Annotated in this window: 17 protein-coding genes, 1 pseudogene and 1 other annotated feature; of the genes and pseudogenes, 9 read left to right on the forward strand and 9 right to left on the reverse strand. The window is 30.2% G+C overall.

Features of this window, described 5'->3' with window-relative positions; translation table 11 throughout:
* The first annotated feature begins 66 nt into the window (after positions 1-66).
* Positions 67-879: a creatininase family protein gene (locus tag G9F71_RS12620; RefSeq protein WP_164947543.1), complete on the forward strand. Its 813-nt coding sequence runs from the start codon at positions 67-69 to the stop codon at positions 877-879.
* A gap of 81 nt (positions 880-960) precedes the next feature.
* On the opposite strand, the gene G9F71_RS12625 is transcribed toward G9F71_RS12620, so the two are convergent.
* A complete protein-coding gene (locus G9F71_RS12625) occupies positions 961-1,539 on the reverse strand; it encodes an L-2-amino-thiazoline-4-carboxylic acid hydrolase (protein WP_164947542.1) in 579 nt (192 codons plus the stop codon).
* 1,028 nt (positions 1,540-2,567) lie between these two features.
* Here G9F71_RS12625 and G9F71_RS12630 point away from each other — a divergent pair.
* The 6 genes and pseudogenes from G9F71_RS12630 (at position 2,568) to G9F71_RS12655 (ending at position 7,367) form a co-directional block, all read left to right on the forward strand.
* On the forward strand, positions 2,568-3,083 hold the full coding sequence (locus tag G9F71_RS12630) for a 2'-5' RNA ligase family protein (protein WP_164951595.1): 516 nt from the start codon (positions 2,568-2,570) through the stop codon (positions 3,081-3,083).
* A 133-nt stretch (positions 3,084-3,216) separates the two neighbouring features.
* Positions 3,217-3,372, forward strand: coding sequence for a hypothetical protein (locus G9F71_RS12635; RefSeq protein ID WP_207712073.1), 156 nt, complete (start codon positions 3,217-3,219; stop codon positions 3,370-3,372).
* Between the two features lie 606 nt (positions 3,373-3,978).
* Entirely contained in the window at positions 3,979-5,013 is a 1,035-nt protein-coding gene (locus G9F71_RS12640; RefSeq protein ID WP_164951594.1) for a two pore domain potassium channel family protein, read from the forward strand.
* Positions 5,014-5,532: 519 nt separating this feature from the next.
* A pseudogene (locus G9F71_RS12645) lies at positions 5,533-5,616 on the forward strand (peptide deformylase); the annotation flags it as partial.
* A 181-nt stretch (positions 5,617-5,797) separates the two neighbouring features.
* The gene (locus G9F71_RS12650) at positions 5,798-6,058 is read left to right on the forward strand and encodes a hypothetical protein (RefSeq protein ID WP_164951593.1); all 261 of its coding nucleotides are present in this window, start codon (positions 5,798-5,800) and stop codon (positions 6,056-6,058) included.
* Positions 6,059-6,260: 202 nt separating this feature from the next.
* Positions 6,261-7,367, forward strand: a complete 1,107-nt coding sequence (locus tag G9F71_RS12655) for an alkaline phosphatase family protein (RefSeq protein ID WP_164951591.1) — start codon at positions 6,261-6,263, stop codon at positions 7,365-7,367.
* A 797-nt stretch (positions 7,368-8,164) separates the two neighbouring features.
* Here G9F71_RS12655 and G9F71_RS12660 read toward each other — a convergent pair.
* From G9F71_RS12660 to G9F71_RS12685, 6 genes are all read right to left on the reverse strand, one after another.
* Complete coding sequence (locus tag G9F71_RS12660; protein WP_164951590.1) at positions 8,165-9,964, reverse strand: ABC transporter ATP-binding protein; 1,800 nt, start codon at positions 9,962-9,964, stop codon at positions 8,165-8,167.
* On the reverse strand, positions 9,903-11,657 hold the full coding sequence (locus G9F71_RS12665) for an ABC transporter ATP-binding protein (RefSeq protein ID WP_164951589.1): 1,755 nt from the start codon (positions 11,655-11,657) through the stop codon (positions 9,903-9,905). Before G9F71_RS12665 ends, G9F71_RS12660 begins: the two co-directional genes overlap by 62 nt.
* 45 nt (positions 11,658-11,702) lie before the next feature.
* The gene (locus tag G9F71_RS12670) at positions 11,703-12,713 is read right to left on the reverse strand and encodes a LacI family DNA-binding transcriptional regulator (protein WP_164951588.1); all 1,011 of its coding nucleotides are present in this window, start codon (positions 12,711-12,713) and stop codon (positions 11,703-11,705) included.
* Between the two features lie 204 nt (positions 12,714-12,917).
* Positions 12,918-13,448 carry an amidase domain-containing protein gene (locus G9F71_RS12675; RefSeq protein WP_164951587.1) on the reverse strand — a complete coding sequence of 177 codons (531 nt, stop codon included), beginning with the start codon at positions 13,446-13,448 and terminating at the stop codon, positions 12,918-12,920.
* Positions 13,449-13,521: 73 nt separating this feature from the next.
* The gene (locus G9F71_RS12680; protein ID WP_164951586.1) at positions 13,522-14,856 is read right to left on the reverse strand and encodes a metallopeptidase TldD-related protein; all 1,335 of its coding nucleotides are present in this window, start codon (positions 14,854-14,856) and stop codon (positions 13,522-13,524) included.
* On the reverse strand, positions 14,856-16,286 hold the full coding sequence (locus tag G9F71_RS12685) for a TldD/PmbA family protein (RefSeq protein ID WP_164951585.1): 1,431 nt from the start codon (positions 16,284-16,286) through the stop codon (positions 14,856-14,858). Before G9F71_RS12685 ends, G9F71_RS12680 begins: the two co-directional genes overlap by 1 nt.
* Positions 16,287-16,631: 345 nt before the next feature.
* Positions 16,632-16,886: a binding site (T-box leader), on the forward strand.
* Between the two features lie 209 nt (positions 16,887-17,095).
* Here G9F71_RS12685 and G9F71_RS12690 point away from each other — a divergent pair.
* Positions 17,096-17,902: a class I SAM-dependent methyltransferase gene (locus G9F71_RS12690; protein WP_164951584.1), complete on the forward strand. Its 807-nt coding sequence runs from the start codon at positions 17,096-17,098 to the stop codon at positions 17,900-17,902.
* Positions 17,903-18,152: 250 nt separating this feature from the next.
* On the opposite strand, the gene G9F71_RS12695 is transcribed toward G9F71_RS12690, so the two are convergent.
* Both G9F71_RS12695 and G9F71_RS12700 read right to left on the reverse strand, forming a co-directional pair.
* On the reverse strand, positions 18,153-19,526 hold the full coding sequence (locus tag G9F71_RS12695) for a sensor histidine kinase (RefSeq protein WP_164951583.1): 1,374 nt from the start codon (positions 19,524-19,526) through the stop codon (positions 18,153-18,155).
* Positions 19,517-20,176 carry a response regulator transcription factor gene (locus tag G9F71_RS12700; protein WP_164951582.1) on the reverse strand — a complete coding sequence of 220 codons (660 nt, stop codon included), beginning with the start codon at positions 20,174-20,176 and terminating at the stop codon, positions 19,517-19,519. Before G9F71_RS12700 ends, G9F71_RS12695 begins: the two co-directional genes overlap by 10 nt.
* A gap of 704 nt (positions 20,177-20,880) precedes the next feature.
* On the opposite strand from G9F71_RS12700, the gene G9F71_RS12705 reads away from it, so the two are divergent.
* On the forward strand, positions 20,881-21,774 hold the full coding sequence (locus G9F71_RS12705; protein ID WP_164951581.1) for a hypothetical protein: 894 nt from the start codon (positions 20,881-20,883) through the stop codon (positions 21,772-21,774).
* Positions 21,775-22,088 lie beyond the last annotated feature (314 nt).

Here is a 22,088-nt window from a genome sequence, read left to right on the forward strand (position 1 = left end):
TTGTGTCAAACTTGTATAAAAGTGTGAACTTAATAATATTTATAAACTGTAAAGGAGAGATTTTTTATGATTAATGAAATTTTTAAAGACACAATGGCAAATATGAAGTGGACTGAAATACAAAATTACGTTGATAAAAATGCACTTGTCTTATTGCCCATAGGAGTAATTGAAGAGCATGGCCCGCAATTATGTTTAGGAACAGATATTTACACTGCTCATATATACTGCCTCACCATAAAAGAAAAACTTGAAGCAAAGGGACATATAGTTGTTATTGCCCCACCCTTTTATTGGGGTGTTTGCAAATCAACAGGTGGCTTTATAGGTTCTTTCCATGTACGAAAAGAGACTGCGAAAGCATTAATTTCAGATATTTTATTATCACTGTCAGAGTTTGGTTTCAACAATGTTTTTGGTGTTAATACACATGGAGATATTGAGCATAACATTGCGATAATAGAAGCATTTAGGGAAGCCCATGAGCAACTTCATATCAATGCTTGTTATGCTTTTGATGAGGGTAGGTTTCCGCACTTTGGACTAAAGTTGGACGAACCCTATTTATGCCCGATAAAACCACAAACAATTAATGTAAGTAAGGCAGAAGTCTCTGATGTGCATGGTGGAGATATTGAAACAGCCATGATATATGAGTTCTATCCAACTCTGGTTGATGTTGAAAAAGCAAAGTCTTTACCTCCGATTACCTTAGATGACAGCAGTGGTGAAGCGTGGTTGTTCGGCGGTCACATAAAAGAACTTTCATCCCAAGGCTATTTAGGTTCTCCTGCTGATTTTGAATATGTTGAAGTTCAAAAAAATGTTGATGATTATGCTTATAGAATATCTGAAGCAATACTAAGACGAATAGTATAGGCATAATACGAAGTGCATACATTAAGGGTTATGCTACCCTAACCCTTAAAAATGTTCATACTTTAATAGTATTAGAGAGTATTAGTCCTTATTGACCTTCATAGTTATTAGGTATTCACAACAATCATCACCTTGCATGAATGTTTTATTATGTTTACATGATATATTTGGGTTAATACCTTTTGCATAATAAGGGTCTCCATAACAGTGAAGGTAGTACATAATGTTTTCAACACCAAGTTCTCTTGCGACCTTTGATACTAAACACCCTTCACACCTTAAAACTGCTTCAGATTGACTTTTACAAACAAGTTTTCCTTTACCAAAGATTTTTAAAAAATCATCAAGAGTATCGCCTGTATTTGCAGACATATCCTGACCACGCTTTAATGCATCATTTGCGGTGTGTTCTTTAAGAATTTCTATCACTTTATCCCCATACAGTTCTTTAAGTTTTTCAATAATCATAACTGTATTTTCCATATACATTTTAAGTGGTTCTTTCCAATCGACATTGATTTCCTGAATTGATTTAACAACATCATCGCCCAAAGCAGTTGTCAAATGTTCAACTATTTTTGTTGCTCGTTCCACCTGAAAATTGTACAGTTCATGACAAAAAAGACTTTTAACTTCATTCTCAATAATATGATTCTCCATAACTAATCCTCCTATAATCTGTATTTATTAGATTGTAACATATTAAAAAGTCAAATCACAGACTGGTAATACATGGATTTTTATGGTATAATGTATATATAGAAAATAAGTTTGCTACTCTAATTTTTTCAAACAAAGAGTGGTTCATTTTATGGGAAATAAGGTAAAACTCTCGCTACTTATTTAACTGCCCATTATTATTATAATGCAAAGAGAAGTTATTACGGTTTTTCCATTTATTTTCCCACATAAGTGTTAGAAAGCTTTAGAATGTTATAAACTGTTATACCCTTGGAGGGGTTGATATACATAAGTTATAGCAGATTGCAGAAAGTTATAAAAGGCAATTTAACGACTCAGGGGTTCAATTCCCCTAGGAGTCACCAAAACATAAACGTTGATATAGCAGGCTTTACAGTAATGTAAAGCCTGCTATATTTTTGTTTCCCACAATTTTAACACATAAGTTTCAGAAAGGTTTAGAATGTTATAAAATGATATATGCTTAAAAGGTCGATATGCATAAGATACAGCATAATAAAGAAAGTTATAGAAAGCAATTGATCGAACTTACTAAGGATTTGTGAAATTAGTTTTATGGAGCAGAAGTGCTCTAAATCTTTCATTAAATAATTTAAAAAGATTAAGTTTATTTGTTAAATAGATTTGCTTGGACAAAAAACATCGGTTAGGTATCGGTGTTTTTTTGTTGTTTCATAATATTAAAGAAAAGTTAAGATGGATTGTTTAGTAAATAACGAGTTATTTTGATTTATTATACAAATTTAGAAGGAATATGATAGAAGGATGCAGAAAGATTGTTAGTAGAATGGTTTAGAAGTATTTATGAGTATTATGGCTATAATGGGAAGTCCCAAAAATGTGAAATACTTTATAAGTGTAGGGCATATCAGATATATCTGAAGACATTTCTCACTTAAAGAGTTATGTCAAATTTGTAATCTAATGTGACATATGAAAGATGTAAAACAACTCAATAAATAGTAATTTGTAGAGGAGATGTGAGTATGAAAACAAGAACTATTATGATTTTTACTGAATTTGAAAATATTGATGTTATTAATGATATCCGTAAAAAATATGACCCATTGGAAGAGTTAGTATTGCCACATATTACTTTGGTCTTTCCTTTTAATAGTGAGTTGACTAATGAGGAATTAAATTTGTATTTAAAAGATTGTTTAAGCGCCATACAACCATTTAAAGTTGAATTAGAAGGGTTCAGTATGCAGGAAGATAAATATGAAAATTATTTGTTTTTAAATATAGTACAAGGTATGAATGTTATTAAAAACATTCATGATATGCTATATAAAGACAAACTAAAGCAATTTGGTATGGCTTATGATTATGTTCCACACATGACAGTTGGAAAAGTATCTTCTAAGGCGTTGCTTGATAAAGCATTTTATGATGTGAATAAATGTAATGATAAATTTAGCACTGTGGTCAAAAAAATATCAGTTGAAATGATTGGTGAGCATGATGAATCAATTATCATAATAGAGCATGAACTAAATTGACAAATTCCAATTTGTAGAGTTGATGTAAAATAAATTTAGATTCAGTTCTGTCGTATCTTCCATAGATTGTTCAGTTATCGCAAAACTATGATTAATGAACAATTGATTAGGGTAAATTAAGGAGGATTAATTAATGAAATATATAACAACATTTATACTTTTGTTAATAGGTTTTATATTTGGAAAGTTATTGCTGAAACAGTCAAATAAGAATTATGATTTCAAATATAGTACCACCTTTTATTTTAGGGGTTTTAATAAGAAGGTATATAAACAACCATTTATATAAAAAATATAAAGTTTAGGTTGTTTCTGAATATTCCACAACTATTAAAACCGAATAATCCCATTAAAATACCGTATTATTCAATTTTGTAATTTTACGGTGTTTTTATGTCGTACTTCAAAAATATTGGTCGGTAATTTGAGAATTACACGACATAGCTATTGAAATTGAAAGTACAAATAAATGTCTTTGAAAACTGAATAATACGGTATTTAGAAATAAAGATATTTGCCATAATAGCTAAAATAGCGTTGTTCAAACATAAAAACAATGGTATGATTTCTACATAATGTAACTATAAAATACATATTATGTCTATAATGGGCAGCTGAAAAGGAGTTGAATAATATAGAATTCAAGGAAATCGAGCAGAAAATAACTGAATTAATTATCGTAAAAGGAATAGATGGAATAAGCAGAAATCAACCAAATTCTCCAGTATGTACTACTCTTGGTCTTGAATCTCAGTTGTAAATAGGTAATGTTTGAAATTTAATGTTTAGTTTTATAGGCTTTATTTATTTTTTTATAAATATATAGAGGGATTGATTAGCAATATTCTGTGGATATATATCAAAATGCAATGATTGCATTATTAGGAGGGATATTATGCAGATATGGTGGTATACAATAGTGATAAGCATATTTGCTATAGTAGCCGTATTTTTATTTATAGTGTCTTTAACTGTAATATATAAATATGAGATTGTATCATTAAAAGAATTTTTAAAAAATATTATTAACACATTCTTTAAAAAGAAATCTGCAATTATTTTTAGTTTTTCACTTCTAATATTTATATTAGCTATTATCAAAAATATAGTAAAAAGTAATTTCAATGTTATGTATATATTAGTGTCAATTTTAATGCTATTTATTTTTTTAGTTATATTCATGGTAGTTTTGCTAAAGTATCATACATGGTTTTCAGATGATTTCATAATGGATGAAAAGTTAAATGTTATTAGAAATATTTGTTTGGGATTACCTATATTCCATATATATTTTATTTTTATACTCTTTAATACAAAAACAAATTTAAACAAATATATTGTTCTATGTTTTATCTTTGTTATTATCCTACAAATGATAGTTGTTTTGTTGTTAATAAGTTTTGGTATTAAAAAAAGTATATTAGATAAAAAAGCAATAATGCCTAAGAGAAAAGGATTAAGTGTCCTAGAAACAAAGATTTTAATTATAATTACCTGGTTCGTAATTATATATATTAATGCTATTGCAATGATATATATTACAATTAAATTGGATCCAGAGGCCTTTAATTTTCATGGGATTATTAATTCAACATACTTCGCGTTGGTTACCATATTAACTATCGGTTTTGGAGATAAACTTCCAACGGACTCTTTAGGGAAAATTGTTGTATGTATAATTGCTTCACTAAGTGCATATCTGTTGATAGTTGGGGTTGCAGGAATACTAGGTGATAGTAATGGTATTTATGATAAATTAAATAATAAAGAATTAGATAACTCATTATTAGAAATAGCGTTAGATTCAACTGAAATAATTAAAGATAAAGATCTAAAAACCAAACAAATTAATGAGTGGTATAAGCTATATGCCAAAGGAGCTATAACAAAGCGTGAATATAAGAAAAAGAAAAGATTATTACTAAAATGATAATTTGAACTAATGGATATTTTTTAAAGGATATGTCTATAATTCGCTATGGTGGTGATGAACATGTCTTTTAAAATTACGTGGGAAACCTATGTTATTTTCACTTTTATAGCATTTATACCTTGAGTCACCTAAAGCCTTTTTTTTATTTGTCTTGATTTACTGTTATCAAAATTAAAGTTAGTTAATAGTTTTAATAATGTCTATAATGTGCAGTTTGGTGCGGAGTATTAAAATATATAGCTTTACCTTTCCGAATACACTATTGTAGAAAGGATGTTGCCCATGGAGATAACTCAATGAATTCAGAGATCATTCTGTCAAAGTATCTTAAAGAAGATGATTTAATTTTGCCACCATCTTTGACTGAAACTCAAATATTAAACTTAATTGATGAGTATATTGATTCACTACTAGTTAATATTAATGTATTGAGGAAAATTATTACTTTCCCTGCAGGTCACGGTTTAAACATATCTGATAAAATAAGGTTACACGCTAAGAGAAAAGCTAACGATGAGGAAGAAAAAGCAAGTGTTTACTGGATTTATAGCACAAATAATTCAACATGAAATGGATCATTTTGAAGGTATAATAATCTAATTGAATAATTAAAATATGAAGTAATTACTAGCCTAGAGGTCATTGAGAACCATGTGAGTTTGATAAGTGAGGTTTTGCTCTGATCATTAATTAATAATGATTAAGGCTACTGTTATTTAGAAGCATAGTATATACTTGATTTGAAGAGAAATAGGTATTAAAAAAGAAGGAGAGCGAAAAAATGGAACAGTTTTTTAAAGCAATAGATGAAAAGATAAGAAAGTCAGGATATCCTGGAGAAGTCAGTGGCGAAGAAATCTACGCTGAAATAAGTGATAAGGCCGAGGATCAAGAAGAAGGAAGTTACTTATTCATGAAGAAGCAACATGATGATATCATGTTCGAATACAGAGTGGATATTTTAGAGGACAATATTAATTTAGCAACCCTCACGATACATACACCAGAGAGAAAGTACTTTATTGATTTTGATGCCGAATAGATAGACGTATTGGGGATGAAGATGAAAATGGTGATTTTGAAGCAAAAAATTATTTTAATATCTACTGGGTTTACTAATAGGGGTATAAAGATAATGGGAAAGAGAACGCTTGTTTATAATCAAGCTTATTTATATACAATGGCACATTGGGAATCAGTTAGAACAAAATGCAAAATCTGAAGAAGACGATTGGAGGCACTTTATGGACATAAAACATCCAGACTATAATAATTCTATCGTGAATTTAGCTTGCTCAGTACTGAAACATTATGGAGCAGAAAACCATCATGAAACTTTAACAATATTTGATAACTATTTAAAGAAAAATCATAAAAATGTTGTGGTCATGTTATTAGATGGTCTAGGCGTAGATGCCTTAGAAAACCATCTTGATAAAGGAAGTTTTTTGAGAAGGCATTTTGTGTCAGAAATATCTACAGTGTTTCCACCCACCACAACTGCGGCAACAACTTCTATTGAAAGTGGATTGACGCCTAAGGAACATGGGTGGCTTGGCTGGAGTTTATATTTTAGCGAAATAGATAAGATTGTGAATGCTTTTATTAACACGCTGGGAGATAGTGATGAAAAAGCTGCTGATTATCATGTGGCTGGAAAAATAATCCCTTATAAAAGCGTATATGATATTATCAATGAAACTGGTAATGCTACAGCTTACAGTGTATCACCTTTTGGCACCAATAAAGTTTCATCACATATTGAAATGTTTGAAGAGGTAGAAAGACTTTGTAATCTTGCTGGAAACAAGTATATTTATGCATACTTCCCACAACCTGATGCTGCTATGCATGAATATGGCTGCTATAGTAGTGAAGTAACTTCATGGGTGAAAGAACTAAATGAGGGAGTAGAAAAAACGTGCCAGGTGCTAAAGGATACTATTGTTATTGTAACCGCAGACCATGGGCATATTAATTTGAACTATAGGTTTGTTAGCGAACATCCTCATCTTTTAAAGATGTTAGTAAGACCAATTTCTATTGAAAGTAGAGCCACCTGTTTTTATGTAAAAGAGGAGTTTAGAGAAATGTTTAAAGAGGAATTTTACAAAGCCTTTGGCAAGGATTTTTTATTGTTTTCCAAAGCGGAAGTCTTAGAAGGAAATTTATTTGGAGAGGGTCAAGCCCATAGAAAATTTGAGGAGTTTATTGGTGATTTTTTGGCAGTTGCCATTGGGGACCAAGGCATTGCCTACAGTCCTAAATCAAAACGGTTCTTATCAAATCATGCAGGAATGACCAAGCAGGAGATGATGGTACCATTTATTGTGGTTGAGAGTCATGCTTAGTTCGCATCTTTCATAACGGACGACACAAACAACTGTTAGAATTACTAAAGTAATGGAGTAATTCTGTGTTTTTATATATTCTTCAACTACCCATTATTCTTAATAATGCCAAGAGAAGTTATTACGATTTTTTCATTTATTTTTCCACATAAGTGTTAGAAAGGTTTAGAATGTTATACCCTTGGAAGGCCTGATATACATAAGTTATAGCAGATTTCAGAAAGTTATAAAAGTCAAATTAACGACTCAGGGGTCAGAGCTGAAGCATGAAAAAACTAATTTAATTTAATGTTTTTTTTCGTGAAAACGTCATTCATCAACACAAATAGAATTTTTTATGATATAATTAAAAGTTATGTATTAATTATGAATACATACATATATCATTTAAGTAAATACATGTAAATAATTCTCTTGTTTTGCGAGAAAACACTGCACTTAAAGACCGAATTTGTAATTTTAAACCATTGTATTAAGGTGTAAATTTTTTATATATTAAAGTCTTCACGAAAAAGTTTTTTTAATAACTCATTACAATCGTTGAAATTACTAGGTTTCAAATTTCATGCTTCAGCTCTGCTCAGGGGTTCAATTTCCCTAGGAGTCACCAAATGTTGATATAGCAAGCCTTACAGAGATGTAAATCTTGCTATATTTTTTATTTTACCACACTAAAAAGTAAAAAATTAGTACAGCAGTAAATTCCCATACTAATTTCTAATTAGATATACACTTTAAAGTTATTTACACAAATCTATAAACATTCTATAAAGCAGCATTTTCATACCGCTTTTATATTAGTTTGCAATCTTTGTATCATCTTGTATCATATCTTTATAATATCCACCACGACCCATAAGCTCATGGTGATTTCCTACTTCTATAATTTCTCCATGTTTTAGCACCACTATTTTATCTGCATTTCGTATGGTTGATAACCTATGTGCAATAATAAGTGTGGTCCTATCTTGAGCCATTTCTTCAATTACCTTTTGTATTAGCTTTTCAGTATGTGTATCTATGTTGGCTGTAGCTTCATCTAATATAAATATGGATGGTGAATGAGCGAGAGCTCTAGAAAATGATAAAAGCTGCTTCTGCCCTGATGAAAAAGTTGCGCCTCTTTCCATAACAGGTGAGTGTATTCCCCCGGTCAGTCCATTTACAAAGTCTAAGGCACAGGTAGTTTTAAGGGACTTGGTTAATATTTTTTCACTTATATTATCATTTAATATAACATTAGATTTTATATCTCCTGAAAATAAAAATACATCTTGAAGCACAACGGATATAGCTTTTCTTAAGTCCCTTTTTTTTATATCATTAATGTTAATTCCATCTATTAGTATCTCACCTTTTTGAATTTTATAAAATCCACTTATGAGGCTTATTATCGTAGTTTTTCCAGCACCAGTTTCTCCTATAAAAGCAACAGTTTCTCCCTTTTTAACTTTAAAACAAAGATTCTTTAATGTCCAATCTGAATTATTATAGGAAAACCATACATTCTTAAATTCTATATCTCCCTGTAAATTTTCAATGCTCCTGCCCTCATCTAAATCTTCAAGAGAATCTTCCTCATCTAGGAGTTCAAAAATCCGTTCTGCAGAAACCAAAGCAGATTGGATAGTAGTATAGTTATCCGCAAGATCAGAAATTGGATTAAAAAATTGTTTTATATAGGTTGTAAAAGCGAAAAGCACACCTATCTCTATAGTATGATTTGCAATTTTGCTCATGGAATACCATAGTATAATTGCTACTGCAAGGTTTTGGAAAACATCCGCTGCGGGTCTTAATATACTGTTCATCCTAACTTGAAATAATGTGCTTTTTAAATACTCGCCATTTAATTTTAGAAACTCATTATTTTTTTCTTTTTCACCTGTGAATATTTGTATGATTTTCATTCCTGAAATGTTCTCAGCCATAAATCCATTAATTCTGCCTATTAGACTTTTCATTTTTGAAAAATTATTCTTAATCTTATTTTTCAAAAGAAAAATAATAAAAAACATCATAGGAACCACAGAAAATGATATAAGAGCTAATTTTACATCAAGAGCAAGCATAACATATACTATCCCTATAAGTAAGAAAACATCTTTAAATAGACTAATAATTACATCAGTATACATTTCACTTAGTGCTTCCACATCATTTGTGGCTCTAGTTATGAGTCTTCCTGAGGAAGTTTTATCAAGATAGGATAGTGGAAGAAATTGTATTGTTCTAAATACTCTTCTTCTTAAATTTCTCATAATCTCCTGACCAGCTTTATTTATTAAATTAACTTGCGCAAAAGAAGATAACCCACCAATAGCAACAACAGCAAAATATAATAGCCCCATAGATGTTATAGAATAGATACCCTTTTGTGATATTCTCTTTATTAAAAAATCATCAATAACAAGCTTTAATATATATGGTTTTAAAAGTTCTGCTGCATTTACAATCATTACACATAATGCAGCTAAAATTATCTTATTAAGGTATGGTTTTGTCAAGGATAAGAGTCTTTTAATACTATTGATTTTATGAAACTTCCCACTCTGATTTTTTTTCAATCTCTTCATGTTGAGATTTGTAGGTTTCATAATATAGGCCTCCCTTCTTTATGAGTTCATTATGAGTTCCATTTTCGCATATATTGCCTTCATCTAAGACTATAATAAAATCAGCGTCTTTTATTGTGGAAATTCTATGAGCAACAATTATTGTGGTTTTTCCACCTCTGCACTTTTTTATATTTTTAAGTAACTTAGATTCAGTAATAGTGTCCACAGCCGATAGTGAGTCATCTAAAATTAGTATTGACGGATCACGAATTATGGCCCTTGCTATAGAAATACGTTGTTTTTCACCACCTGATAAATTAACACCACGTTCGGAAAGGTTGGTATCAAAGCCCTTGGGAAAATCCATAATGCTTTCATATATAGAACTTATAATCGCAGCCTTTTCAATTTGGTCATCTGTGTATATATCCTTGAAAAATTTTATATTTTCTTTAATAGATGCTGAAAACAAGAAGTTGTCTTGGGGCACATACCCAATGCTACTTCTAAGTGTTGCAAGGTTATAGTCATTTATGTCTACTGAGTCAATAAATATTTCTTCTGGTGATGACATATAAAGCTTTAATAATAAGTTTACTAGGGTGGTTTTCCCCGAACCGGTTTTTCCTGTGATTCCAATGGTATAGCCCTTAGGTATTTTAAGGTTAATGTTTTGCAAAGCATTTTTGTCAGAACCTGTATAAGAAAAGCTCAGATTCTTAAATTCTATTTCACCCTCAATATTAGTACTTATCATTTTCTCTCCATCGCAAATTTCGGGGTTTACATTAAATATTTCATCTAATCTTTTTATTGAAGCAATACCTCTTTGAACTATATTTATAACTCTTCCAATGGAAATTATAGGTCTCATAATCATGATCAAATATCCATTAAAGGCGATAAAATCACCAAGAGTTATGCCTCCATTTAACACCATATTTCCACCTATGATAAGGTTCATAACAAAGCTTATACTAAAAGAAATCTCAATTACAGGGGAGAGCGAGGCAGATACTTTTACCATACTAATGTTAGAGTCCATCATTGCATCATTTAATATCTCAAACTTCTCAGCCTCAGCTTCTTCCTGAACGTAAGACTTTATAACTCTAATTCCATATATATTTTCTTGAACTCTGCCAGATATAGATGCAAAGTTCTCTTGAACAACTCTAAATCGCTTTTGAACTAGTCCTCCTATTTTTAGCATGAAAAATATGATAAAGGGAATTGGCATTAATATCATTAAAGTGAATTTTAGATTCATAATCTTTGACATGGAATATATAGAAACGCTACAGATAGCAATGCCATTTATTATCATGGCTGTTGCTGGCCCCAAAGTCATTCTTACAGCAGAAATATCATTTATAGCGTAAGCGATTAAATCTCCGGTTTTCCTTTTGTTATAAAACTCTGGAGATAGTTTTTGAAAATGATTATATAATTTTTCACGAAGATGACATTCAAGATTTCTACCATTTACTACAATTAGATTTCTCCATGCATAAGTACTTATAAAAGTGCCCGTAGTAATTAAAAGTATGTATACTATTTTGATCTTCACAAGACTTAAATTAAAATTAGACCTTCCTAATATATCAATGGTATCACCTAGAACTCTAGGAAAAAACGACTGAATATAAGATGTTAAAAACATAAATAGAATGCCAATAATATATGATATTTTGTGCTTTTTAATAAAATCTACTATTATGCTCTTTCCCATTTAATTCTCTCCTTTACAAATTTTAATTAATCATCACCTTGAATGCTAAAACGTGGTTAAGTTTTTAACAGATTCTCTTGAAATTAAAGTGCTGTTTATAGTTATGCATTCACAAGGTTTATCAGGGTTATTAATCCTTTTCAAAAGGAGCTCCACTGCTATTTCACAGGAATATTCAATGTTTAAATCTAAAGTTGTAAGGGGAGGCATAGTTAGCGACGCCATTTCAGTATTGCCACTACTAATAATAGAAATATCCTCTGGAACTTTGATTCCTTTTTTATAAAGGAGATTAATTAATTTCACAGCTATAAAGTCTCCTTGGCATATAATTGCTGAGGGCCTATGTTTAGCTTTTAGTAAATTCATAACTGAGGCTTCAAAATTTTCTTCGAAATTCTCTTCAATATAAGTAAAGAATTCACTTTGAATAGGTATTTCATAGTCTTCAAGAGCTGAAGTTATTCCAAGTACCTTTTCTTTATTCCGAAACAAAATACTGCGCCTTCCTAAAAAACCAATATCCACATGTCCTTTTTTAATTAAATACTCGCATTGCTTATATCCACCATTATTATAATTAAACCAAACACTGTCAACATCGCAAGAGGGAGAATATCCTGTATAAAAAATGTAATTTTTAATTTTGTCTTTTAGAAAACCAACATAATTATCATCAAATTTCCCAATGAAAATTAGACCGTTAAAATTATTCTCTTTTAATAATTTAAATGGAAGTTGCATCTTATCTTGGTTACTTTTATCGACAAATTCTGTGTGATAAGATATATCCTTATTTTGAAGAGCACGTTCAATTCCCTGTATCATATAAGTAAAATTACTATTATCTTGGATAAGAGGTCTTTGATGAAGTACCAAAATCTTATAAGTATTTTTGTTTATAGACTTTTTATATCCCATTTCTTTTGCTTTAAGTGTGATTTTTTCTCTTAATTCTTCTCCAACTCCATTTTTGCCTGATAGCGCTCTGCTCACAGATATTGCTGAGATATCTAAAGCCGATGCTATATCTGCTATTGTAGTTTTATTAGTCAAACAATTCACCTCCAAATTTATGCTATACTACTATTATAAGTACTATTAAGTTAAAATACAACGTTTAAAACAAATATATTTAACGTTATAATATTGAAATTATAACGTTGGTTTGAAATTTACATAGAAAAAATAACAAGTCATTATGCTAGCATTTTTGACTTGTTATTTTTTATGTGTATCTAAAGTATACAATTATAATTTTTACAAACTTATTTTAAAAAAATGAACACGCTTTGCTGGCCAAGAATTTTTATAATATATATCTAAGGCCTCAAAAGAATGATGAGAAACTAAAGGCTGCCCATATCTAAAAGAGGTAATAATAGCTGAGTGAAATATATTTCCATTATTACCTTCGAAAAATATCAAATCGCCTAATTCAAGCAAACTAGTATCATATATTTCAAGACCCTTAATTGCGGTGGCACTAGATTGCTCATTAACCTTTAATGTCCAATAAAGGGAATGTGCTACAGTCCAGGTCACAGACCAGGTGTCATCCTTTGTACTTAAGGTATTAGCCTTGTTGTACCACCAAGGATGTGAGCCATTATAAATCATAGGTGCTCCACCAGCTAGTAGGCACTGAGATATAAAATTTGCACAATCCCCACTTGTCTCATTATCAATAAGAGGGAAGTACCTAAAGCTAGGGTTTGGATGTAGTGCATAGGTCCTTGCATAATTAACAGCATTTATTCTAGAATACTTGCTTGTTTTAAAAAATTCCATATTACGCTCCATAAAATTACTATTATTAAATTCTATGATAAAGCTGCTGTTAATGTTCATAAAAAGCAAAGTTTTATGCTATTCCAGCTACACTTACATCTAATAGTTTAACAATTTTAGGTCCTATAAAGTTATTATCCTTTTGCATTTCTTTTGATAAATACATTTGCTTTTGAAGTTTTTTAATATTACCTGACACGGAACCACCTGTAACTGGGGTAGTGGTTGTACCATCAAAAACCCAGCCTAGCCTAATTTCTCCAGCAAAATCGCCTGTTAAAGTGTCCATTTGGAAATCGGAAAAAGCTATTATTTCTAGGTATGGATCCATTTTAAAATCTGCTATGGAATGTTTTCCACCTTCAATAATAAAGTTTGATATATTGCCTGTAGGCTCTATATTTAAATAATGGCAATGACGCAAATCTCCATGATATCTATTTAAAACACCACTATTAAATATCTTAACAGAATTCACAGGAAAACCATTAGAATCATAAGGGGAAGAGTTGGTTGAGTTTTTCATAAAAGGATCTAAAGTAAGGGTTATTAAGTCACCCTGTGCATCATCACCTTGAATGTTCTCACCAAGTTTTGCAGTAGACATTCTATTGTATACAGTTTTAGCAGAAGCTTGTGACACGTAATAGTTTAATAATTCTATTACTGGGGTTCCATTAAGTAATATGTTGTACTTTTCAAGTGCTGGAGTAGGGGATGCAATGGCTTTTTCTTTGCTAATAATAAGCATCTCTTTTACTTTTTCATCTATCAAATCATAATCCATGTCTGAAAAATCTAGGTGCGTGTACAGTTCGATTTCTTCAGTATCTTCCTTCCAATTGGTTATAAATTCAATTTCCCCCTTATATGTGGTGAAAGATACATCTATTCCAGTAGAACTTACAATACGTGTATAAACTTTATTAAGGAAGATTTCAGAAGAATTTATACCTCCTTTATCACAAGTATCTGAATTGTAGATTGCATCAGTTAATGTAGGAAGCCATTCGCTAAGTGGTTTCTCAGAAAAATTACTTGTTATTTCCTGCTGAACTTTATTAGAAGGTTCTACCAAAGGATAATATTTGTTTTTTATAAAGCTTGCTGCGAAGGAAACTTCTTCAATAACCTGAAGGATTTCTTCATCACTCATAGTAGGATGAATTATAGCTGAAGAGGAGCCTGTATACATTACATCTTCTTCCGTGAAGTTTTTATAGATTGTTATATTAAAATTTTGAACATCTTTAGCTCTATACATATCTAATCCTTTTTTTACAAAGAAAAGTTCATTTGCAGTTATTTTATTTTCTATTATTTTAAAACCATCCATTTTAATACTATCTTTTTCTAAACTATTCAATTTTACAGATTCAGCAATTAGTTTTTTTATTCTTTCTATCATTATCCTAACCTCACTTTTGCTTTGATATATGGGCCACCATCTGAAACCTTAACCCATTCCTTATAACCTTTGCCACAAGCACCAGAACCAGAAAGTTCCACGGTTTCTGATAGCATAGATATGGATTTTAAAACATCAGGCACATATCCTGTCATAATTACAGGAGAGATTATTTTGCCCGTTAATCTTCCATCTTTAATCTCACTACCTTGAAGTATCATACATTGGATTCCCCAATTCTTAGGGTCTTCCATGCCACTCATGGTACCGTCTAAAATGTACCCGTGTTTGATAGATGCTATCATATCTTCTAAAGTATCATTTCCCGCAGTAAAGAAGGTATTAGTCATTCTTGCATAAGCTTTTCTTTCAAAAGATTCTCTTTTACCATTACCAGTAGGTGTAGTTCCTAGCTTAAGAGCCGATAATATATCAGAAATTCCAGTTTTAAGTTGACCTTTTTCTATAACAATAGTATCTGTTCCAAGGACTCCTTCATCATCAAACAAATAAGAAGACATATTACTAGCAGCTGCAGCGCCGTCATGCATTGTAACTAATTCTGATGCCACGCTTTTACCTAGATATTCCATAGATTTTGCTCTTTTTTTGACGAACATGTCCATTTCTACTCCATGGCCAAAAGCTTCATGAGCAATTAACCCTGATATTTCAGGAGAACATATTACTTCATATTCGCCTGGTATTACGCTCCTCGCATCTAAAAGTTTTATACTAGTATCTATCACTTTTTCTATGCTATTTTCCATTTCATCAATTAATTCTACTGCCTTTAAACCAGAGAAAGATGCATGGGCATATTTAGTATTTTCATCTCTACGGACTATACTTACCAAATATCCTTCGCTCCATATATAGGATTGTTCTAGTTCTTTATTATTAGAAATAAATATTTTTGAAACGTGAACCTCATGATAAGTTACCTTAAAATCTACAAGTAAATCTGAATAACTTAAAGCAGAATCTTTAATAAAACACATTTTCTCTATTTTTTCTTTTGACGTTAAACTTGAAGGAAGAGTAGTGACTTCACCTAAAAACTGCTCTTTGATTAAAGCTTCCTCTATTAATTCATAAGTATTTATAGTTATTGAGGCATTTTTTAGTCTTTCAAGAGTTTTGGCCATTTTTAAGTGTATTTCATCCACTATAGTATTTAAGTTATTTTCATTGATTTCATTAAAAGAAAACTCAGAATAGTTTATACCGTTATGAACCCTTATAACAAAACCACGTTCACACCAGTGTGAGTCGCTTAAATCTATACCAGTTTTTTGTACGTTATATATTTTGCCTTTAGTATCTGTGCCTAAAATTGATACATATTTATAGTTTTCAGAAAGAAGGTTTACTATTTTTTTCAAAATAGGTTTTTGATTCATTAAAAAACTCGACATTGAAACTTTCATTAAATTATCCCCCCATATTTCTTTTAGTGTATTGGCAATTATTAATTGCCCTATACCTCTGCATAAGTATATTTTACTGATAAATTAGTACATTACAATTTACATGATTTTGTAAACGTTTTGTAATGATAATTATATACTAAGTTTATCAGTAAATCCATAAAATTGAAACAACGAATAATTATTAAGTCGGAAAATTACAAAAATAACTTAACTGTAATTATGTTGAAAATTTGAGCAGTTAAGTGTTGGTGAAAAACAAGTTTTCATATTTTTTAATTTTTCTATTGATTTTAAATTTATGTTGTACTATAATGTAAAATAATACAAAAAAAAACAATATAAGCAATTGCGATGATAAGAAGAGTAATTAAATGACTTCTTTTAAAGAGAGCTCCCGTAGCTGAAATGGAGCAAAGAATCATTTAGTGAAACAAGCCTTTGAGCTTCACTCCGAATCTTTCTAAAGGGGAGGCAGTGACGTATGTTCACGTTATAGAACTAAAGTATAAGTATAAATAATACCGTACTTGAAGAGGTTAACATGGTAACATATTAACGAACTAGGGTGGCACCGCGAATATTACTCTCGTCCCTAAGATTATAAAATCTTGGGGGTGAGAGTTTTTTTGCTTATTTCTATATATTAACAATTAATCAAGCGGAAGTTGTCCTATATGAACTTGATAAATAAAGAAGCAATGAAATACTGTAATAATAACGTAGAAATAGGTAGACTTTAAAGATGTATTTGTAAATTAGAGTATAAGAGAACAAAATTAAATAAATAAAAAAAGGGGTGTATGCAAATGGATAACATTTCAAAGGAAATCATTGAAAATTATGTAGATTTTGAAGAAGAAAATAGACTAAAAGATGATTTTGGAAGATTTGAAAAAGAATACACACAAAAATTAATTTTAGAAAACTGTAAAAATAAAGATATTGAAATTTATGATATTGGAGGAGCAACTGGTCCATATTCATTTTGGCTCGCGGATTTGGGCTATAATGTACATTTAATTGATATTACACCAAAACATATTGAAATCGCTAATAAAAAAGCTATGAATCATAAACCACTAAGAAGTTGCATTGTTGCAGATGCAAGAAAATTACCTTTTAAAGATAATTCAGCAGATTTAGTAATACTTCATGGACCTTTATATCATCTAGCAGACAAAAATGATAGAATAAATGTTCTAAAAGAAGCCTATAGAGTCTTAAAAAAAGAAGGAAAACTTCTTGCATTTACAATAACAAGATACGCAGGCATGAATTATGGAATATCTGAAAGTTTGATTTTTGATGATATCTATTTTTCAGTTATTAAAAATGAAATTTTAACAGGAGTAAGGGATAATAATCCGCCTAAAATAAAATCATTTTTAAAAGCGTATTTTCACTTGCCAGAAGAAATAGAACAAGAGTTAGTAGAAAGTGGTTTTAAAGTGGAAAAAACAGTTGGAATACTAGGAACTGCTTGGAATATTAGAGATTTGGGTAAATGTCTAGATAATCCAATAAAGAAAGAAAGGCTAATGGAAATTGCAAAACTTATGGAAAATCAGCCAGTATTGAGTCCAAGAATGATGAGTATAGGAAAAAAACAATAATTAATAAGCAATAAAAAAAGAAAAAGGCACATACTATAAATGAAATGGAGAATAATTGTAGGATAGTTAATGAATCATAATTGAAGCACACTTATTATTTATATATCAATTATTACTTGTTAGCCCCCACTTATAATATAATCTACCCTATAGAGGAGTGGGGGCTTTTCTTCTGAAATATTATTAAAAACACCGATTTTTCAGTATTTTCATTCTAAACTTATGTTTTTTTGCAAAAGCCTCCATTATCCTATTTGAAAATTGGAATCGCTATTGTTATCTCTGCACCACCAGTGACAGATGAGTTACCGATATGGAGGCTTCCACCATGAAGGTTTACAAATGATTGGGTAATGTACAAACCTATCCCAAAATGAATTTTCGATGTTCGGCTACTATCGCCAATATAAAATTGTTTTGTGGCAGATTTGATATCCTCCCTTGAAAGACCTTTACCACTGTCTATTGTAATGAAGTGGATTTCATTATCCAAAGATTTCACTTCAAAATAAATTTTTCCGCTATTAGGGGAATAATCCACGGCATTTGAAATGACATTCATAATGGCACGGTAAAGCAGAGACTTATCAACCATAATTGACCTAGGAATATCAGTTTTAGTAAATTCAATTTTAAGTTCCTTGGTATTTGCAAGTGCTTCAAGCTGATTGTGAATTATATTAATAAAATTTTCGGAATCTATCTTTTCTGGTTGTAAGAAAAGAGCTTTTTCTGAATTTGAAATTTCAATCAATGTTTTAATATACTTCTGGATTTGCCCAGTATTTTTTAAAATATAATCAGTATATTCTTGCTGCTCCTTATTTAATATTGAATCAAACAGTAATTCAGCATTTCCACTGATAATGGTTAATGGGGTTTTAAGGTCGTGGGCAAGAGCGGAAATCTGCTCTTTCTTTGCTTGTTCAAGATTCCATTGCTGCTTCAAAGACTTATTTAATTCTGTTTTCATCTCCGATATTGATAAAAGCACATCATTGAATTCTTTGATTCCTGAATATTTTATGTCAAAGTTCAAATCCTGTTCCTTAATTTTTTCAGTAGCTTGCAAAAGGGGCCTTAGATGTTTATTTAGATTCTTTGCATAAATAGTGGTAATGATTAAAACAATGGAAAAATATAAGATTATAAAGGTTATAATCATAATGGTTTCCGGAGATAGAAAATGTTGATTTAAAAAATCAGACCTGTAGCTCATTTGAACATAGTATTGCAAAACACAAAAACCATCTTGCCTTTCAATAAAATAATAGCTTTTTTTACTACCACTTTTAGGGTAAGTACCCTTAGCATATTCTGTTGCACTCAGTAAGGTCTGACCTTCTAAATTTGTTTTTACAACTTTATATTTTTTATCGAAAACAGCAAATTTACATCCATAGGGTATCATATTCTCTGTAATTTTTGGTGCTTTAGCAAGCAACGGTTTTGCTCGCCGTGCCAAATCCTCACTATAACTCGGTATAAGAATCACACCATTTCTTGTGCATAGATCTATAATTACAGCATATAGTCCGACGAAAAGAATAAATGCAACTCCTAAAGTTAATAGATACTTAAAAAAGACTATCTTTAGGGTAAAAGCTTTTTTCTTTATTTCCATTTGTATCCTATCCCCCAAACAGTCTCAATGGGCAACAGTTCAAAAATAGCCAGCTTTGCCCTTATATTTTTAATATGTTCAGTAATAGCTGAACTATCGCTTTCACCATCATACCCATAAACGGCTTCGTATATTTTATCCTTTGAAAAAACCTGTCCTTGATTTCTGGCAAGAAACTCGCAGATGTTATATTCACTTTTTGTTAAGGGAATTTTCTTATCAGCCCCTAAAATTTCCTTACCAGCTAAATCAAACCTTACTCCAGATACGCAAAGAGTACTGCGTTTTTCACGGTTTTCCCGCCTTAAGTAAGCATTTACTCTAGCTCTTAATTCCCCCATGCCAAATGGTTTCGTAATGTAATCATCAGCACCAATCCCTAAACCATACATGATATCTATTTCAGTGGTCTTTGCGGTAAGAAAAATAATTGGACAGTCCACAATGTCTCGAATATTTAGACAAAAAGTAAAGCCATCCATACCCGGCATCATAACATCCAGTAAAATCAAATCAAAATTTATGAATTCGTTAGTTAAAATTTTTTCAGGATTTACAACTGTAGTTACTAAATGATTATCTTTCTGAAGAATATTTTTAATTAAAGCCAGAATATCTGGCTCATCATCAATAACCAAAATTTTTGCCATGTTCATCACTCCTTTCTGATGTCAATAAACAGTATAACGTCAAAATATTATCAAATCAACTTATATTATCCATTATTAATCGTCCTTTCATTTGCTATAGTTTTATAATACTAGGTAATTATAAGGATTGTATAAGGAGTTCAAAAATTCTTCTTCAGTATTTATAGTTTCATCCATAAATCTGTTTAAATAGTCTATTATAAGGCACTTCCTCTTTTTGAGTACAAAGTTTTAAACTACTATATATATTTTTTTTTACGGAATTATTGATTTAATATATTAGTAAATTAATAATACTTATAAATTTTCATCATATGCTTCAAAATAACCATTCAATATAATAAAAGTTATATTGAATGGTTTTGTTTTTACTTTAAATCATGCTTTTTTACTGATTTTACATGTATTTTTTTAAGTTTTATGGTATACTTATAAAGTAAACAATATGTATACGTACATAAATAGTCTGTATACATGTGTATACTAATGTTTACAATAATGAATTTTATATAATATACTAAGCGTTTTTCAATTATTGGTATAAATAAATTATTGAACCCAAATATGCTAGCAATTATAGTGTTTATATAAATATTTTAGCAAGTGGTAGACGTATTCAAGTATAAATGGAATTTAGTTACAAAAAAAGATTAAATTTATTCTATTAATCATAGAAAATACTGAACTAAGAGAGGAATTAAGAAATGGATGCAATATTAAGCGTAAGAATAAGTGATGAATTAAAACAAAAGTTTAACGAATTGGCCCAAAGTGAAGGTATAAACAATAAGGAACTCATGGAGCAAGTAGTTAAATACTACGAATTAAATAGAGCAAGAGAAGAAGACAGTAATATGTCCGAGGATATAAAGGAGTTACAAACAATAACCAGTAGAATGGCGGATATATACATAAACATAGTAGAAAGAAATAATATTAAAGCCTTAGAAGTAAAAAATATTCATAGAAATGAGCTAGTAGATAAGAATAACGACCTTCAAAAACTAAAAGAAGAGATTACATTGTTAAAAGAAGAGAATAAAAAAATAAACGCTCTGGAAAAAGACCTATCTGATGCAAAGCATATAAGTAAAGACCTACAAGAAAGTATTAAGAGTTTAAAAACCCTTAATAATATGCAGGAGGAAAAAATTTTAAAACTAACAGAAACCAATGAAAAATATATTAAATACAAAGATGAAATTGTAAAGCTTAAAACAGAGCAGGATAAATCAACAAATGAATATATGAAATTAACGAATGAGTTAGCAAATAAAAATGATGAAGAAGCTAGATTAATAAAACAGATAGATGAGTTAAAGCAAATAAACAAAAGTAAAATAGATGAACTTGAAATTAAAGCTAATCAAGATATTGAAATGCAGAGGGAAAGAACAAGTTTCCAAATGGAGAAAGAAATTTTAAAATTAAAAGAGGAACAACAATTAAAAATACAGGAATTGCAAGAAAGCTTTAATGATAGAATTAATAAATTATTAATAGAAAAAGAGGAAGTAGCGGAGAAATTTAAAAATATGATTATGCAAATGAATAAAAACAAAGATGAAACTGAACATATTGTTATTGAAAAGAAATAGGGGTAAGTAATATATTGTAAATATTCAAGTGTTAAGATTTTATTGTATTTTAATTAAACATATGTTATATTATGGTTAAAGTTTAACAGTAAACTGAGGCGAAAGGAGTGGATCTTTTTTTATGCAAAAGTTATATGAGGTGTTTTCGAAATAATTGCATATAGGTTCAAAAGGTTTTTAAAGAGTACTTAGTGTACCTTTTATTTGTTATGCCTATTGAACAACTTTGATTTAACCTTTCAGCCTTAATAGTTAGCATTAAATTGCACGGTACGGGTTAGCGTGTATTTTTTGTGCCCAAATATTAGGTATAC

Source organism: Clostridium sp. FP2 (assembly GCF_011065955.2).
Classification (GTDB): Bacteria; Bacillota; Clostridia; order Clostridiales; family Clostridiaceae; genus Clostridium_AD; species Clostridium_AD tagluense.